Source organism: Pseudomonas sp. B19(2017) (genome assembly GCF_002113165.1).
In the GTDB taxonomy this organism is placed as follows: Bacteria; Pseudomonadota; Gammaproteobacteria; order Pseudomonadales; family Pseudomonadaceae; genus Aquipseudomonas.
Map to the genome: position 1 here is coordinate 83876 of NZ_NEJR01000013.1, position 16043 is coordinate 99918.

The 16043-nt window shown below is 64.4% G+C and carries 14 protein-coding genes; 3 read left to right on the forward strand and 11 right to left on the reverse strand.

What is annotated here, in order from left to right; translation table 11 throughout:
* Positions 1 to 4: 4 nt before the first annotated feature.
* The gene (locus tag CAF70_RS17960; RefSeq protein WP_085626234.1) at positions 5 to 1783 is read left to right on the forward strand and encodes an acyl-CoA dehydrogenase C-terminal domain-containing protein; all 1779 of its coding nucleotides are present in this window, start codon (positions 5 to 7) and stop codon (positions 1781 to 1783) included.
* Positions 1784 to 2021: 238 nt separating this feature from the next.
* On the opposite strand, the gene CAF70_RS17965 is transcribed toward CAF70_RS17960, so the two are convergent.
* On the reverse strand, positions 2022 to 2945 hold the full coding sequence (locus tag CAF70_RS17965) for a LysR family transcriptional regulator (protein WP_085626235.1): 924 nt from the start codon (positions 2943 to 2945) through the stop codon (positions 2022 to 2024).
* A 210-nt stretch (positions 2946 to 3155) separates the two neighbouring features.
* Here CAF70_RS17965 and CAF70_RS17970 point away from each other — a divergent pair, with 210 nt between their 5' ends.
* The gene (locus tag CAF70_RS17970) at positions 3156 to 4436 is read left to right on the forward strand and encodes an aspartate aminotransferase family protein (protein WP_085626236.1); all 1281 of its coding nucleotides are present in this window, start codon (positions 3156 to 3158) and stop codon (positions 4434 to 4436) included.
* Positions 4437 to 4575: 139 nt separating this feature from the next.
* A complete protein-coding gene (locus tag CAF70_RS17975) occupies positions 4576 to 4734 on the forward strand; it encodes a YqaE/Pmp3 family membrane protein (protein WP_009681539.1) in 159 nt (52 codons plus the stop codon).
* Between the two features lie 125 nt (positions 4735 to 4859).
* Here CAF70_RS17975 and CAF70_RS17980 read toward each other — a convergent pair whose 3' ends face one another.
* The 10 genes from CAF70_RS17980 to CAF70_RS18025 all read right to left on the reverse strand — a co-directional run bounded on the left by CAF70_RS17980 (position 4860) and on the right by CAF70_RS18025 (position 15884).
* Positions 4860 to 6683 (reverse strand): S9 family peptidase, encoded by a 1824-nt coding sequence (locus CAF70_RS17980; RefSeq protein WP_085626237.1) that lies wholly within the window; start codon positions 6681 to 6683, stop codon positions 4860 to 4862.
* Entirely contained in the window at positions 6649 to 7809 is a 1161-nt protein-coding gene (gene pqqE, locus CAF70_RS17985) for a pyrroloquinoline quinone biosynthesis protein PqqE (RefSeq protein WP_085626238.1), read from the reverse strand. Before pqqE ends, CAF70_RS17980 begins: the two co-directional genes overlap by 35 nt.
* On the reverse strand, positions 7781 to 8056 hold the full coding sequence (gene pqqD, locus CAF70_RS17990; RefSeq protein WP_085626239.1) for a pyrroloquinoline quinone biosynthesis peptide chaperone PqqD: 276 nt from the start codon (positions 8054 to 8056) through the stop codon (positions 7781 to 7783). The genes pqqE and pqqD overlap by 29 nt, the downstream gene beginning before the upstream one ends.
* The gene (gene pqqC, locus CAF70_RS17995) at positions 8053 to 8808 is read right to left on the reverse strand and encodes a pyrroloquinoline-quinone synthase PqqC (protein ID WP_061550893.1); all 756 of its coding nucleotides are present in this window, start codon (positions 8806 to 8808) and stop codon (positions 8053 to 8055) included. Before pqqC ends, pqqD begins: the two co-directional genes overlap by 4 nt.
* Before the next feature lie 156 nt (positions 8809 to 8964).
* Positions 8965 to 9876: a pyrroloquinoline quinone biosynthesis protein PqqB gene (gene pqqB, locus CAF70_RS18000; RefSeq protein WP_085626240.1), complete on the reverse strand. Its 912-nt coding sequence runs from the start codon at positions 9874 to 9876 to the stop codon at positions 8965 to 8967.
* Between the two features lie 79 nt (positions 9877 to 9955).
* The gene (gene pqqA / locus CAF70_RS18005; RefSeq protein ID WP_003243383.1) at positions 9956 to 10027 is read right to left on the reverse strand and encodes a pyrroloquinoline quinone precursor peptide PqqA; all 72 of its coding nucleotides are present in this window, start codon (positions 10025 to 10027) and stop codon (positions 9956 to 9958) included.
* Between the two features lie 167 nt (positions 10028 to 10194).
* The gene (gene pqqF, locus CAF70_RS18010; protein WP_085626241.1) at positions 10195 to 12486 is read right to left on the reverse strand and encodes a pyrroloquinoline quinone biosynthesis protein PqqF; all 2292 of its coding nucleotides are present in this window, start codon (positions 12484 to 12486) and stop codon (positions 10195 to 10197) included.
* Positions 12487 to 12630: 144 nt separating this feature from the next.
* Complete coding sequence (locus tag CAF70_RS18015; RefSeq protein WP_085626242.1) at positions 12631 to 13425, reverse strand: carbon-nitrogen hydrolase family protein; 795 nt, start codon at positions 13423 to 13425, stop codon at positions 12631 to 12633.
* Between the two features lie 14 nt (positions 13426 to 13439).
* Entirely contained in the window at positions 13440 to 15122 is a 1683-nt protein-coding gene (locus tag CAF70_RS18020) for an NAD(P)/FAD-dependent oxidoreductase (RefSeq protein WP_085626243.1), read from the reverse strand.
* 300 nt (positions 15123 to 15422) lie between these two features.
* Complete coding sequence (locus CAF70_RS18025; RefSeq protein WP_015268712.1) at positions 15423 to 15884, reverse strand: Lrp/AsnC family transcriptional regulator; 462 nt, start codon at positions 15882 to 15884, stop codon at positions 15423 to 15425.
* Positions 15885 to 16043: the final 159 nt, after the last annotated feature.

Consider the following 16043-nt stretch of genomic DNA (forward strand, 5'->3'; position numbering starts at 1 on the left):
TGTCATGGCTGAATATAAAGCGCCCCTGCGCGACATGCGCTTCGTACTGAATGAAGTCTTCAACGTGGCCGAGCAGTGGGCGCAGTTGCCCGGGCTGGCCGAGGTTGTCGATGCCGACACGGCCATGGCGGTGCTGGAAGAAGCCGGCAAGGTCACTGCCAAGTCCATTGCGCCGCTCAGCCGCGCCGCGGATGAAGAGGGCTGCCACTGGGACAACGGCGCAGTACGCACACCGGCCGGTTTCATCGAGGCATACAACACCTACGCCGAAGGCGGTTGGGTGGGCGTGGGCGGCGACCCGCTGTTCGGCGGCATGGGCATGCCCAAGGTCATCTCGGCCCAGGTCGAGGAGATGGTCAACGCTTCCAGCCTGTCCTTTGGCCTGTACCCGATGCTGACCGCCGGCGCCTGCCTGTCGATCAATGCCCACGCCAGTGAGGCGCTGAAGGAAAAGTACCTGCCTAACATGTACGCCGGTGTGTGGGCCGGTTCCATGTGCCTGACCGAGCCGCACGCCGGTACCGACCTGGGCATCATTCGCACCAAGGCCGAACCCCAGGCCGACGGCAGCTACAAGGTCAGCGGCACCAAGATCTTCATCACTGGCGGTGAACACGACCTGACCGAGAACATCATCCACCTGGTGCTGGCCAAGCTGCCGGACGCACCTGCGGGGCCGAAAGGCATTTCGCTGTTCCTGGTGCCGAAGTTCCTGGTCAACGAAGACGGCAGCCTGGGCGCACGCAACCCGGCAACCTGTGGCTCGATCGAGCACAAGATGGGTATCCAGGCCTCGGCCACCTGCGTGATGAACTTCGACGAAGCGGTCGGCTACATCGTCGGTGAGCCGAACAAGGGCCTGGCGGCCATGTTCACCATGATGAACTACGAGCGCCTGGGCGTTGGTATCCAGGGCCTGGCCTCGGCCGAGCGCTCCTACCAGAACGCCGTGGAATACGCCCGCGACCGCCTGCAGAGCCGCGCCCCGACCGGGCCGCAAGCCAAGGACAAGGCGGCCGACCCGATCATCGTCCACCCCGACGTGCGCCGCATGCTGCTGACCATGAAGGCGCTGATCGAGGGTGGCCGTGCCTTCTCCAGTTACGTGGCCCTGCAACTGGACAGCGCCAAGTACAGCGAAGACGCCGCCGTGCGCAAGCGCAGCGAAGAGCTGGTGGCACTGCTGACACCGGTGGCCAAGGCCTTCCTCACCGATCTGGGCCTAGAGTGCGCGGTGCACGGCCAGCAGGTGTTCGGCGGGCATGGCTATATTCGTGAATGGGGGCAGGAGCAATTGGTGCGTGATGTGCGTATTACGCAGATCTACGAAGGCACCAACGGCATCCAGGCCCTCGACCTGATGGGGCGCAAGGTGGTGGCCAGTGGTGGGGCGTACTACCGGCTGTTCTCCGACGAGATTCGCCAGTTCATTGCCAGCGCGGGCAGCGAACTGGATGAATTTGCCAAGCCGTTGGGTACTTGCCTCGATCAACTTGACGGGCTTACCGAATGGGTGCTGGAGCAGGCCAAAGGCAACCCGAACGAGATTGGCGCGGCTTCGGTCGAGTACCTGCATGCCTTTGGTTATGTCGCCTATGCCTACATGTGGGCCTTGATGGCGCGTGCGGCCCAGGCGGGTAAGGGGGACGAAGCGTTCTATGCGGGCAAGCTGGGTACGGCGCGGTTCTACTTTGCGCGGTTGCTGCCGCGGGTGGATTCGCTGGTGGCTTCGGTGAAGGCGGGGAGTGAGTCGTTGTACCTGCTGGATGCCGAGCAGTTCTGAGGGGGGGTGGGGCTGCTTTGTAAGCCTTTTCCTACACGACGTGGTGACTTTTCACCACTGTTCTCAGATTGGATCCACGGTTATTCTTTACCACATGGACGTTGCGCAGGAAGCGCAAAGGACAGATCAAGGATGACGACGAAGGACGCCTGCCAGGATGGTGGGGCGATACGGATGTCACAGGGAAACAGTCTGGGAAAACCCCGCTTCGGCGGGGTTTTCTTTGTGCGCGTGTTTTTCAGCCCAGCACATCCAGCGATGATGCGCCCAACAGGCGGGCGTCCGTCTCTTCCTCCAGCAGCGTGCGCAGCAGCTCCACAGAGGCCTGCTGGCGCTGGGCATCGCGGAACACCAGGCCAACCTTCAACGGTACCCGCGGCTCACTCAATGGCTTCCACAGCAACCCCTGATCATCCTCGGCTGCCTCCTTGGCCCGCCCCGGCAGGATGGTGGCCAGCGCGGTATGGGCCAGGCTGTCGAGAATCCCCGCCATGTTGTTCATCTCGGCCTGCACCTGCGGCCGACGCCCTTGGCTGGCCAGCTGCGCCTGCCAGATCTGGCGAATCTGGAATTCCTCACCCAGCATCAGCATGGGCAGCTCGGCGGCCTGGCGGATGGACACCTTCTTGAAGTCTTTCAGCGGGTGGGTAGCGGGGATCACCAGTTGCAGCTCATCTTCGTACAGCAGCAGGCCATGCAGCCCCGGCTGGCGTGGCGGCAGGTAGCTGATGCCGATATCCAGGCTGCCGTTGAGCAAGCGCCGTTCGATCTCCAGCCCCGACAATTCGTAGATCTGCACCACCAGGTGCGGCTGTGCCCTGCGCAGGCGTTCGAGCAGTTGCGGCACCAGGCTTGGCCGCACGGTCTGCAGCACGCCGATGGCCAGCGTACGTAGGGACTGGCCCTTGAAGTTGCGCATGGCCTCGTGGGCGCGCTGCAGGCCGTCGAGCAGCGGCAGGGCGTGGTTGTACAGGGTATGGGCGGCCAGCGTCGGCAGCAGGCGTTTGTTGCTGCGCTCGAACAGGCTCAGGTCAAGGCTGTGCTCCAGTTGGCGGATCTGCTGGGAAAGAGCCGGTTGGGACAGCGACAGGCGCTCGGCGGCGCGGCCCACGTGGCCTTCTTCATACACCGCGACGAAATAACGCAGTTGGCGAAAATCCATAAGTAATGCTTATCGAAAATGCTGAAAAAACGAAATGGTCGTACACCCTCGCGAAGCCTAGTCTATCGCCGTATTCCAGCGGGTTACAGCGATGAATCGGTCGATTGTTACCCCGAATGAAAAACACTTTTGATAGGCAAGGCAAAATATCGAGTGCCGGCACCCAGACCGCACCGTGGCCGCCCTCTGCCGTGACTGGTTGGAGCCCTGATGAACCTGTTCAACCTGCGCCGCCCGGCCCCTGCCGCCGTCGCCGAGCCCAAGCGTGCGCCGGTGATCGTGCCGGAAGCGCCGCAGCTGTCGCGTGAGCGCCTGATGCCCGGCACCGAACGCGCAGCGCAAGTGTTCGTGCGTGGCCAAGGCTCCTGGTTGTGGGACAACGAAGGGCATGCCTACCTGGACTTCACCCAGGGTGGTGCGGTCAACAGCCTGGGCCACAGCCCCAGTGTGCTGGTGAAGGCGCTGAGCACCCAGGCCCAGGCGTTGATCAACCCGGGCTCGGGCTTTCACAGCCATGGGCTGCTGGGGCTGGTCAACCGCCTGTGCCAGAGCACCGGCAGCGACCAGGCTTACCTGCTCAACAGCGGTGCCGAAGCCTGCGAGGGCGCGATCAAGCTGGCGCGCAAGTGGGGCCAGCTGCACCGCAACGGCGCCTATCACATCATCACCGCCAGCCAGGCCTGCCATGGCCGAAGCCTGGGCGCGTTGTCGGCGTCCGACCCGCTGCCGTGCAACCGCTGCGAGCCGGGCCTGCCGGGCTTCAGCAAGGTGCCGTTCAACGACCTGGCGGCGCTGCATGCCGAGGTGGACTCACGCACCGTGGCAATCATGCTCGAGCCTATCCAGGGCGAGGCGGGTGTCATTCCGGCCACGCAGGAGTACCTCAAGGGTGTGGAAACGCTGTGCCGCGAACTGGGCATCCTGCTGATCCTCGACGAGGTGCAGACCGGCATCGGCCGCTGTGGCGCGCTGCTGGCCGAAGCAACCTACGGCGTGCGTGCCGACATCATCACCTTGGGCAAGGGTCTGGGTGGTGGCGTGCCGCTGGCGGCCTTGCTGGCCCGGGGCACGGCGTGCTGCGCCGAGCCTGGCGAACTGGAAGGCAGCCACCATGGCAACGCGCTGATGTGCGCCGCCGGCCTGGCCGTGCTGGATACCGTGCTGGAGCCTGGCTTCTTCGCCCAGGTGCAGGACAACGGCCGCCACCTGCGTGAGGGCCTTGGCCGGCTAGCCGGGCGTTATGGCCAGGGCGAAGTGCGCGGGCAAGGCCTGCTGTGGGCCCTGCAGCTGAAGGAGAACCTGGCCCGCGAGCTGGTGGCGGCGGCCCTGCACGAAGGCCTGCTGCTCAACGCACCGCAGGCGGATGTGGTGCGCTTTTCGCCGGCGCTGACCGTGAGCAAGGGCAACATCGACGAAATGCTGCTGCGCCTGGCCCGCGCCTTCGCCCGCCTGCACACCTGGCAGCAGGCCCGCCGGGAAGTACCGGCCTGATCCGAATTTTACGAACCGTCTGGCGTTCCTGCGCATCGCCCCTGGCCTGTTTCATTCGGCCCGGGGCGTTTTTTTTTGCCTGTTGAACCTCTACGGTGGGCAGCTAGTCTCTGATGTAACCCCTTCAGGAGAGACTCGCATGGACTTCATACGCATCATCATCGCCATCATCCTGCCGCCGCTCGGCGTATTCCTGCAGGTTGGGTTTGGCGGGGCGTTCTGGCTCAATATCCTGCTGACCTTGCTGGGGTACATTCCGGGGATCGTGCATGCGGTGTATATCATCGCCAAGCGTTAAGCAGCGAGCACGGTCCCTGTAGGAGCAGCCTTGTGCTGCGAAGAGGCCATTACAGGCACAGTAAATGCGCTTGCCATAAGGGCCCTTTCGCATCGCAAGGCTGCTCCTACAAGGGCTAGCCCGGCTTACTGCCCCAACACCCGGCAATAGAATTTCCACTCTTCTTCCAGCGCATGCGCCAGGTTCTCCGCCTTGCGGAACCCATGTCGCTCCCCCGCATAGAAGTGCCCTTCAGCCTCGATCCCGTTAGCCTGCAGCGCTTCCAGCATCGACCGCGTCTGCTCTGGCACCACAACTGCATCCAGTTCGCCCTGGAAGAAAATCACCGGCACCTTGATCTGCCCCGCATGCAGCAGCGGTGTACGCTGGCGATAGCGCTCGGCGTCCTGCAGCGGGTCGCCGATCAACCAGTCCAGGTAGTCCCCTTCGAACTTGTGGGTGGCCCTGCCCAGGGCAACCGGGTCGCTAACCCCGTACAGGCTGGCGCCGGCGCGGAACACATCATGGAACGCCAAGGCACAGAGGGTAGTGTAGCCGCCCGCGCTACCGCCACGGATGAACGCCTTGCGGCCGTCGATCAGCCCACGACCTGCCAGGTGTTCCACCGCCGCGCAAGCATCGGCCACATCGCTTTCGCCCCAGCGCAGGTGCAAGGCCTGGCGGTATTCACGGCCATAGCCGGTGCTGCCCCGGTAGTTGAGGTCGGCGACGGCGAAGCCGCGCTGGGTCCAGTACTGGATGCGTGGGTCGAGCACGGGATAACAGGCCGAGGTCGGCCCGCCATGAATGAACACCACCAGCGGCGAGGCCACTTGCGACCGGGCTGCCGGGTAAAAGAAGCCATGGGCGCAATGGCCGCCACTGCCGTAGTGGAACGACTGCGGCAGGCTGATATGTCTTGCCGGCAGCACTTCGGCGCCACCAGCCAATACGCTGACCTCGTGGTTGCTGCGGGCAATGGCGATGACCGCCGGCGGGCTGATCGGCGAGGCGGCTATCGCGTACAGGTGTCCGGTATCCATGGCCAGGCTGCGAAAGCGCGTGTAGGCGCTGGCGAAACGTTCCAGGCGGCCATCGGCAGTGCGCAGCCCCAGCTGCCCGAAGCCGTTTTCGAACCAGCTGGCCAGATAGCTTTGCGGCCCCAACGCCAACCAGGTACTGGCGCCCAGTTGCCAGGGGGCTGCAGCGTGGTCCGCGGGTTCGGCAGGCAAGGCCTGCCAACAGCCATCGACCTCGCCCCAGGGCTGCCAGAAGCCATTGCGGTCGGACAGGCAGTAAAGTCGGCCTTCACTATCGAAGCGCGGCTGCTGTAGCGACTCGTCAGCGCTGGCAATACATTGCGCCGGCCCCCAGTGACCACTGGCATCACGTGTGCGGCACATCAGCCTGGTGAAGGTCCAGGGTTGAGCCGGGCGGTCCCATTCGACCCACGCCAGGCGCTGGCCGTCGCCACTCACCGTAGGCGAAGCATAGAAGTCGGCACCCTCGGCGAGCACTTCGCGGGCCTGCTCACTCAGAGCGACCAGGCGATGCTCGACCCCTTCGCCATGCTGCTCCTCGACTGCCAGCAGCAGGCCGTCGTGCCACTGCACATCGCCGTAGCGGCAGCTGACATCCTCGGTCAGGGCGCGCGGTACCGCGCCGTCCAGGGCCTGGGTATAGACCTGTTGGTCCTTTTCGTTGACGAACAGCAGCCCGTCGCCACCCAGGCAAAAACTGCCACCGCCGTATTCGTAGACCCGGCTACGCACACTGAAGCCATCGGGTGTCAGGCAGCGGGCCTGCTGGTGCTGCCAGTGCCAGATGCGACAGGCACCATCGGCCGGGCGGAACTCGTTCCAGAACAGCCCCGCGGCGCTGACCTTGAGTTCGGCGAAGTCGGTGCCTGCGGCAACAGCCTGGGCCGCGCTGAACTCAGCCGCGGGCGATGACACGGGAGTTTCGTTCATTGCGGAAGGTCATCTGTTCAATGGTGAGCTGGGCGCTTTCCGACTCATCGCGGGCCTTGAGGATGATGCCGTGGTCGGCCGACTTGGCGCACACCGGGTCGGCATTGCTGGCATCGCCGGTGAGCATGAAGGCCTGGCAGCGGCAGCCGCCGAAGTCCTTTTCTTTCTCGTCGCAGGAGCGGCAGGGTTCGGGCATCCACTCATAGCCACGGAAGCGGTTGAAGCCGAACGAGTCGTACCAGATGTGGTGCAGGTCGTGGTCGCGCACGTTGGGAAACTGCACCGGCAACTGGCGTGCGCCGTGGCAGGGCAGGGCAGTGCCGTCCGGGGTGATGGTGAGGAACAGGCTGCCCCAGCCATTCATGCAGGCCTTGGGGCGCTCCTCGTAGTAGTCCGGGGTGACGAAGATCAGCTTGCACGGGTTGCCCTCGGCCTTGAGCCTTTCCCGGTATTCGTTGGTAATGCGTTCAGCTCGCTCGAGCTGCGCGCGGGTCGGCAACAGGCCCAGCCGGTTGAGGTGGGCCCAGCCGTAGAACTGGCAGGTGGCGAGTTCGACGAAGTCGGCCTCCAGGGCAATGCACAGCTCGATGATGCGGTCGATCTTGTCAATGTTGTGCCGGTGGGTGACGAAGTTGAGCACCATCGGGTAACCATGGGCTTTCACTGCACGGGCCATTTCCAGCTTTTGCGCAAAGGCTTTCTTCGAGCCGGCCAGCAGGTTGTTCACCTGCTCGTCACTGGCCTGGAAGCTGATCTGGATATGGTCCAGGCCGGCTTTCTTGAAGTCGGCGATGCGCGCCTCGGTCAGGCCGATGCCCGAGGTAATCAGGTTGGTGTAGTAGCCCAGCCGGCGGGCCTCGCCGATCAGTTCGGCGAGGTCCTGGCGGACCAGCGGTTCGCCGCCGGAAAAGCCGATTTGCGCGGCACCCATTTCCCGGGCTTCGGCCATCACCTTGAACCACTGCGCGGTGCTCAGCTCCTGGCCCTGGGCGGCGAAGTCCAACGGGTTGGAGCAGTACGGGCACTGCAGCGGGCAACGGTAGGTCAGCTCGGCCAGCAGCCACAGCGGCAGGCCTACTGCCGGCGTAGGCGGTAACTCAGGCGAGGACGATCCAGTGTTCGGCACGGGCCACCTCCATGAACTGCTCGATGTCATCGGCCACTTCCGGGACACCGGGGAACTGTTGTTCGAGTTCGCTGATGATCGCGGCAACGTCGCGCTGGCCGTCGATCAGGCCGCCGATCAGGGCCGCGCTGTCGTTGAGCTTGATCATGCCCTCTGGGTACAGCAGCACATGGCCCTTTTGCGCCGGCTCGTACTGAAAGCGATAGCCGGGGCGCCAGTTCGGCACTTGATTACGGTTGAAACTCATAGGGTGATCCCTTTGTGCCACACCCGTTCCTGGGTGACGGAATGATAGGGCGGGCGGTTCAGCTCGTAGGCCATGCTCATGGCGTCGAGCATGCTCCACAGGATATCCAGCTTGAACTGCAGTATCTCCAGCATACGCTCCTGGCCCGCGCGGGTGGTGTAGTGCTGCAGGGTAATCGCCAGGCCGTGCTCCACGTCACGCCGGGCCTGGCCCAGGCGGGTGCGGAAGTACTCGTAGCCGGCCGGGTCGATCCAGGGGTAGTGCTGCGGCCAGCTGTCCAGGCGCGACTGGTGGATCTGCGGGGCAAACAGCTCGGTCAGCGAGCTGCTGGCCGCTTCCTGCCAGCTGGCGCGGCGGGCGAAGTTGACGTAGGCGTCCACGGCAAAACGCACGCCGGGCAATACCAGTTCCTGGGAGCGCAGCTGGTCCGGGTCCAGGCCCACGGCCTGGCCCAGGCGCAGCCAGGCTTCGATGCCACCGTCCTCGCCGGGCGCGCCATCGTGGTCGAGCAGGCGCTGGATCCACTCGCGGCGCACTTCGCGGTCCGGGCAGTTGGCCAGGATCGCGGCATCCTTCATCGGGATGTTGACCTGGTAGTAAAAGCGGTTGGCCACCCAGCCCTGGATCTGTTCGCGGCTGGCGCGGCCTTGGTACATCGCCACGTGGTATGGGTGATGGATGTGGTAGTAGGCGCCCTTGGCGCGCAGGGCCTGCTCGAATTCGGCAGGGGACATTGGCAGTGCGTCGCTCATTCGGCTGGCTCCTGTATAGCTGAGTCTCGGCTCACCTCGCCCCCTGTGGGAGCGGGCATGCCCGCGAACACCGGCGAAGCCGGTGCCATACACCGTGTCGGATTTTTCGCGGGCATGCCCGCTCCCACAGGGTTTGTGTCACCTAAAGGGCTGTGCTTACAACTCGATACTCATGCCATCGAAGGCCACTTCCACACCCCGGCGCAGCACTTCGGCACGCTCGGGCGAGTCTTCATCGAGAATCGGGTTGGTATTGTTGATGTGGATAAGTACCTTGCGCTGCCGTGGGAAGCCATCCAGCACTTCCAGCATGCCGCCGCGGCCGTTCTGCGCCAGGTGGCCCATCTCGCGACCGGTACGGGTGCCCACGCCACGGCGCTGCATTTCATCATCTTCCCACAGGGTGCCATCGACCAGCAGGCAGTCGGCGCCGTGCATCATCGTCAGCAGCTTGTCGTCCACCTGGCCCAGGCCCGGGGCGTAGAACAGCTTGCCGCCGGTGCGGGTGTCCTCGACCAGCAGCCCAAGGTTGTCGCCCGGGTGCGGGTCGAAGCGGTGCGGCGAATAAGGCGGCGCGGCGCTGCGCAGGGGGAACGGGGTGAAGCGCAGGTTGGGGCAGGCGTCGATGACGAAGCTGCCTTCCAGTTCGATGCGGTTCCATTGCAGGCCGCCGTTCCAGTGGCTGAGCATGTTGAACAGCGGGAAACCGGTGGTCAGGTCCTGGTGGACCATGTCGGTGCACCACACCTGGTGCGGGCAACCTTCGCGCAGGCTGAGCAGGCCGGTGGTGTGGTCGATCTGGCTGTCCAGCAGGATGATGGCGTTGATGCCGGTGTCGCGCAGGGCGCGGGCCGGCTGCATCGGCGCAAAAGCCTGAAGCTGGGCGCGAATGTCGGGCGAGGCATTGCACAGCACCCAATGCACGCCGTCGTCGGACAGGGCGATGGACGACTGGGTGCGCGGCGTGGCCCGCAAGGTACCGTCGCGCAAGCCCTTGCAGTTGACGCAGTTGCAGTTCCACTGCGGGAACCCGCCGCCGGCGGCGGAACCGAGAACCTGGATGTACATGGCCACTCTCTCTGCAGAAAACCGTAGCGAAAAAACGAAAACGCCCCGGCAGGCCGAGGCGTCGAACCGTAAGCCGGGCTTAGCGGTTGGCGAAGTACATGGTGACTTCGAAGCCGATGCGCAGATCAGTGTATGCAGGTTTGGTCCACATGGAATTACTCCTTCCGGATGAGGGGTGGGTTTGTCAGCTACTACTTGGGTACCGCCATTGGCTGGAGGTTCCCCCTGGCTGGGATTGCGCTATCTTACAAGAAAAATTTGTACCGAAAGGTTAATTATTCGAAAACTCCGTTGCGGTTTTCGTAACAATCATGCGTTTCAACCCAGCCAGGAAGCATCTGGTGCGGCAGCGTTGGCCAGGCATAGCCAGGTAGAACCTGTACCAAGCATGTGGCTCAGCAGGTGGTCCAGATCCGTCTGCCGCGCATTCAGGATAGACCTGCGCAGCGCATCCAGCCTGCCGGCTTGTGTGGCCAGGTATGTCTGCCACGCCCATTCGGCGACTTCGGCGTTGCCCATTGCCGGTTCATCGAATTGCCCGGCCAGGGCCTGGCGAGCGGCCGGATCGAAGGTGACGCCCTGGCGTAGCAAGGTGAGCAAGTGGTCGAGTATCTGTACCTGGCTGGCGTGAGGCGACTGGACCCCGAACAGCAGGCCACCGACCCCCTCGACCTGACGAAAGGTACTGAATACCGCATAGCCGAGTTGCAGTTCCACCCGTAGCCGTTGGTAGACCGGCCCTTGCAGCAATTGCGCGAGCAGACGGCCTGCGGCTTCCATGGCCGCCGGCAGTGGGCAGAACAGTAGCAGGGCATGTTCGCTACCGGGTACTTCGGCATGTTGCCAACGGTGGTTGGCCCAGGCGGGCAGAGGGCCAGGCGCCGAGCCTTGGCCAGGGCAGCGCTGCAGCACAGTGCCCAATGCATTCAGGGCAGCATCGTCGAAGCCTGCCGCCAGGCCGTGCCAGCGTGCCTGCTGCCACAGGCTGTCGAGTTCGGTCTGTGCCAAGGTGCAATCCGGCACAGCTGCCGACGTGGCGCCCAGCACGGCGTCGGGCAGTTGCCTGAGCAGGGCGCGGATCGGGATCAGTGCCGGAGGCTGCGCCGAACAGGGCTGCCAACTGGCTGCCGGGGGCTTGAGCATGAGCGCCAAGGCCTGTTCCACAGTGCGCAATACCGCAGCCGGTAGCCCGGCGCAGCGCAGCTGCCAGTATTCGCCAGCGGCACTGAACTGCAACTGCACCGATACGCGCTCGCAGCGCTCCTTCATGGGGTGCAGGGCGCGCTCGAGCAGCGCATGCAGGCGTTGGCGCAAGGGTGAAGGGACATGCCAGCGCAGGTACAGCACCGCGTATTGACGGTCGCCAGGCAGCTGGTCGCTGACCTTCAGTGCCGCTGGCAGCGGCTGCTGCCTGGCATCAGGCACCTCCGCCAGTAGCAAGGGGTCGACAGCGGGCAGTTGCCAATGCCCGTACTCGCGGACCGACAGGCCTTCCAGCAGGGCATCGAGCGCTTGCAGGCTTTGAGGATCCAGACCTGCAAACGGCTGGCCGGCGCTGTCCCGGCGGGCAAGCTCAAGCGCGCTGGCGCTGCGTTCGCGGCGTTGCTGCAGCAGTGCGAACTCGGTATTCAAGTGCTCAGGCGCGGCCTGGCGGATGAAGCCGAACCAACCCTGCAACAGCGCATCCGCTTCGTCCGCGCTGGCGTCCTCGCTGAGCTTCAGCTCAATGTGCCACAGTAACTGCCCGGCAAAGGCATACAGCGCCTCGGCCTTGAAACCTTGCAGCCAGCCACGTTGGCGAAGCGCATCCAGCCAAGTGCCTGGGCGGCTGTCGTTGAGGCAGGCGATCAGCAACTCCAGGGCCTGCTCGGCGCCTGCCGGCAGGTTTTCGTGACTGAAGAGCCGTTGCGTATCGGTCGCCGATAAAGGCAGTGGCAGCGCTTGTGGCACCCGCGCTCCCGTTGCGAACAGCCCGGCATGCTGCCGGCCCAGCCTTTCCAGTTCATCCAGCGATTGCGGGCCGCACAGGCTCAGGGTGACTTGGCCGCCCTGGTAGAAACGCTGGTGGAAGCCACGCAGCGCTTGCTGGAAGGCTGGGTCCTGCAAGGCCAGGGTATATCGGTTCCCGGCATGAAAAGCACCCAGTGGATGGCCGGGCGCCGCGGCTTGCAGCAAGGCGAACTGTTGCTGGGCCTGCGGGCTGCGCGACCAGGCAATGAACTCTGCATGGATGACTTCACGTTCGCGGCGTTGGCGTTCGATGCCCAGGTCTGGCTCGGCCAACATCTGGCACAGGCGCTCCAGGCCCCCGGCCAGAGCGCTGGGTGGGACCTCGAAGAAAAAGTCGGTGGTGCGTTCGCGGGTGCTGGCATTGACCTGGCCGCCGAGGGCCTGCACGTAGCGCATCAGGCCGTCGTCCAGGGGAAAGCGCGGGGTGCCGAGAAAGAACAGGTGCTCCAGGAAGTGTGCCAGACCGGGCCACTTGCCAGGCGCGTCGTGGCTGCCCGCATGCACCCGCAGTGCGGCGGCCGAGCGTTTCAGGCGTGGGGCGTGGCGCAGGGTCAGCTGCAGGCCGTTGGCGAGGGTGAGGTGGCGGGTGGCGTCAGGCATGGGAGCTCCGGTAACTGCTGTCCATGCTAACTCATTTGTTTGCAGGCCCGGCCTCTTCGCGGGCACGCCCGCTCCCACAGGTATCGCGCAGGTATGAAAGGCAGCGCAGACCCTGTGGGAGCGGGCGTGCCCGCGAAAGGGCCATCAGTCTTTGCGCAGATGCAACTCCTGGCGCAAATCGGTGAGGTAAGGAAACGCCTCCCGCCCCTGCACCACCCGCTCATGCTCCAGCTCCGCCAGCAACTGGCACTCATCCCGCCCGGCCATGGCCAGCAGGCTGCCATCCGGGCCGATGATGCTGCTCTGCCCACAATACTGGATCTCGCCTTCCGAGCCACAGTAGTTGGCATACACCAGGTAGCACTGGTTCTCCTGCGCCCGCGCTCTCACGGTCACCTGGCAGATGAAGTCGTAGGGCGTCATGTTCGCGGTCGGCACCAGCATCAGCTCGGCACCGTCCAGCGCCAGGCGCCGGGCGTTTTCCGGGAACTCGATGTCGTAGCAGATCAGCAGGCCGACCTTCCAGCCATCGAGCTCCACCACCGGAAAGTGATCGGAGCCTGGGCTGAACATCGAGCGGTCCAGCTCGCCGAACAGGTGGGTCTTGCGATAGTTGCCCAGGCAGCGGCCGTGCGCATCGATCAGCTGCACACTGTTGTAGATTGCGCCATCGTCGCCACGCTCCGGGTAGCCGTAGACGATGGCGATGCGGTGCGCCTGGGCGATTTCCACCACTTCCATGGCCGCGGGGCCATCGACGGCCTCGGCCAGGCGCTCGACCTGGGCCAGGCCGATGTTGTAGCCGGTCAGGAACATCTCCGGGCACACCAGCAACCGGGCGCCGCGTTCGGCCGCCAGTTGTGCCTGGTGGCGTAACCGTTGCAGGTTACCGGGCACGTCCAGGGGCTTGGGTGCGCCCTGGAACAGAGCGATGCGCATGGTGCCTCCTTGTCTCAGTCCGGCAGGGCGATCGGGCCGATCTCGTCGAACACGTCGCCTGGGCCGGGGTTGTCCGGGTGAGTGCGGCCACCGAAGTGGTTCATGATACCCCACACCGCATTCAACGATGTTTGTACTGCGCCTTCCACCCAGGCCGGGGTCCACGATACGTCGTCACCGGCGATGAACATGCCGCGCTGCTCGGCAGGCATGTCCTGCTGCATGAAGTGCGCATACATGCGCTGGTTGTAGCGGTAGTGACCCGGCAGCGCGCCCTTGAAGGCGCCGAGGAAGTGCGGGTCGGCTTCCCAGGAAACGGTGATCGGGTCGCCGATGATGTGCCCGGCGATATCGGTCTTCGGATAGATCTTCTTCAGTGCATCCAGCGCCAGCTGTACGCGTTTTTCCACCGGGTGCGGCAGCATTTTCAGCGCGTCGCTCATCCAGGAGTACGACAGGCAGATCACCCCGGGCTTGTCGTTGCCGTTGTCGAACAGGTAGGTGCCGCGGGTGAGGCGATCGGTGAGGGTCATGCTCATCAGGTCGCGACCGGTTTCCGGGTCCTTGTCCTTCCAGAACGGCCGGTCGACCATGACGAAAGTCTTCGACGACTGCATGTAGCGGGTGCGGTCCAGGGCCATCCACATCTTTTGCGAGAACAGCGATTCTTCGCAGTCGATCTGGGTGGTCAGCAGCCAGGTCTGGCAGGTGGCGAGCACGGCGCTGTAGTGGCGGGTGTCGCCCCAGTTGTCAGTGACCGCCAGGCGGCCATCGGTGGCGCGGGCGATGCGCTTGACCCCGGTACGCGGCGCGCCGCCATGCAGAGCGCTCAGGCTGGTACCTTCCGGCCAGTGCACGCAGCGCTCCGGCACATGGCGCCAGATGCCTTGCGGTACCTGCTCCACACCGCCGACCACCAGGTGCTGGTGGTCGTCGCAGTTGGTCATCACCACGCGGAAGATTTCCAGCATCGAGTTGGGGAAGTCCGAGTCCCAGCCGCCGGTGCCGAAACCGACCTGGCCGAACACTTCGCGGTGCTGGAAGCTCAGCTGGGCGAACGAGCGCGAGGTGGCGACAAAGTCGTAGAAGGTGCGGTCGTCCCACAGCGGTACCAGCTTGTTCCACAGCGCTTTCAGGCGTGGTACGTCGCGGTCGCGGATGGCCTGCTGGATGTCGGCGAACTGGGCACCGCTTTCCAGCGCGTCGGCCCAGGCGTCGGCCACTTCGTGGAACAGCTTGGGCAGGTCGGTGGGTTTTTCGGCGTAGTAGGTCTGGCCTTCCAGGTCGATTACCGTGCTGCCCGAAGCGGGGGTAAGCGGGTTAGGGAACGGTTTGGTCTCCAGGCCCAGCTTGTCCACGTAGTGGTAGAAGGCGGTGGATGACACCGGGAAGCGCATGCCACCCAGTTCGGCGATGATCCCGTCGGTGCCGTTGAAAGCTTGCGAGCGCAGCCGGCCACCCAGCTTGGAGGCTTCGTACACCACCGGCTTGAGGCCCAGCTTCATCAGCTCGTAGGCCGCCACCAGGCCGGCGATACCGGCGCCCACGATGGCCACTTCCTCACCATGGCGCTCGGCCGGGATGCTGCCCAGGCCTGCGGGGTGTTCCAGCCAGTCGTCGAAGGCGAAGGGGAAATCCGGGCCGAAGATGGTGATTGGCTTTTTACCGTCGGCGGGGTGGCGGTTTTTCTTGTTCATGGAGTGACCTTGCCAGAGAGGCTGCGCAGCGGGCGGAGCCTGAGTATAGGAGATGCCTGGTGGCCATTTTAGGGAGTGGAGTGTTCGTTATTAAGGTGCAGAGTGTTGTCTGAATGTAGTTGGTTTCGTCGAAATGGATAAACCAGTTAGCTTTATGACGAGCAGGGGGCTGCTAATCAAGCCCAGCATCGGACCCTGTGGGAGCGGGCGAGCCCGCGAAGCGCCGCGCGGGCGGCGCTCGATCTCACTGGCAACAAAGATGTCATGACAAGGGTCGGGAAGCCTGCCCGCCAGCCAGGTTCAGAGCGGCTGCCCGCGGTCCACCTTGCTGCTCAGAATGATCGACGTGGTGGTCTTTTCCACTCCGTCGACACTGCCGATCTGATCGAGCAACTGGTCCAGTTGCTCGGGCGAATCCGTACGCAGCCAGGCCACATAGTCGAACTCGCCGCTCACCGCGCACAGCTGCTGCACCTGGCCCATGGCACTCAGGCGCCGCACCACTTCCTTGCCCGAGCGAGGCTGCACCTTGATCCCCACATACGCCTGCAGCCCACCCCCCATCACCCGCTGGCCCAGGCGCACGCCATAGCCGGAGATGACCTTGTTCTTCTCCAGCCGCTCCAGGCGCGAGTTGACGGTGGTGCGGGCGATACCCAACTGGCGGGCGAGGGTGGCGACGCTTTCGCGGGCGTTGATCTGCAGCAGGGCGATCAGCTGGCGATCGATTTCATCCAGCGTGATGGAGCGGGAGTCCGACATGGCGAGTCTCTACGGTTGGCCCGCTAGCCTAGCCAGCCTGCGGTAAGCAGGGCAAGGGTAGACAGTTGGCCATGCTGAGATATTGAATTCCGTTAGTGGCATTCCCCAGCGCGCCAACTCCTCTGGCGATAAGACCGCCGGTGGGAACTCCGGCAAACC

Excerpts from the sequence above, each read along its gene's own strand:
- CAF70_RS17960 (WP_085626234.1), top strand. The coding sequence starts at position 5 with ATGGCTGAATATAAAGCGCCCCTGCGCGACATGCGCTTCGTACTGAAT.
- CAF70_RS17965 (WP_085626235.1), bottom strand. The coding sequence starts at position 2,945 with ATGGATTTTCGCCAACTGCGTTATTTCGTCGCGGTGTATGAAGAAGGC.
- CAF70_RS17970 (WP_085626236.1), top strand. The coding sequence starts at position 3,156 with ATGAACCTGTTCAACCTGCGCCGCCCGGCCCCTGCCGCCGTCGCCGAG.
- CAF70_RS17975 (WP_009681539.1), top strand. The coding sequence starts at position 4,576 with ATGGACTTCATACGCATCATCATCGCCATCATCCTGCCGCCGCTCGGC.
- CAF70_RS17980 (WP_085626237.1), bottom strand. The coding sequence starts at position 6,683 with ATGAACGAAACTCCCGTGTCATCGCCCGCGGCTGAGTTCAGCGCGGCC.
- pqqD (WP_085626239.1), bottom strand. The coding sequence starts at position 8,056 with ATGAGTTTCAACCGTAATCAAGTGCCGAACTGGCGCCCCGGCTATCGC.
- pqqC (WP_061550893.1), bottom strand. The coding sequence starts at position 8,808 with ATGAGCGACGCACTGCCAATGTCCCCTGCCGAATTCGAGCAGGCCCTG.
- pqqB (WP_085626240.1), bottom strand. The coding sequence starts at position 9,876 with ATGTACATCCAGGTTCTCGGTTCCGCCGCCGGCGGCGGGTTCCCGCAG.
- pqqF (WP_085626241.1), bottom strand. The coding sequence starts at position 12,486 with ATGCCTGACGCCACCCGCCACCTCACCCTCGCCAACGGCCTGCAGCTG.
- CAF70_RS18015 (WP_085626242.1), bottom strand. The coding sequence starts at position 13,425 with ATGCGCATCGCTCTGTTCCAGGGCGCACCCAAGCCCCTGGACGTGCCC.
- CAF70_RS18020 (WP_085626243.1), bottom strand. The coding sequence starts at position 15,122 with ATGAACAAGAAAAACCGCCACCCCGCCGACGGTAAAAAGCCAATCACC.
- CAF70_RS18025 (WP_015268712.1), bottom strand. The coding sequence starts at position 15,884 with ATGTCGGACTCCCGCTCCATCACGCTGGATGAAATCGATCGCCAGCTG.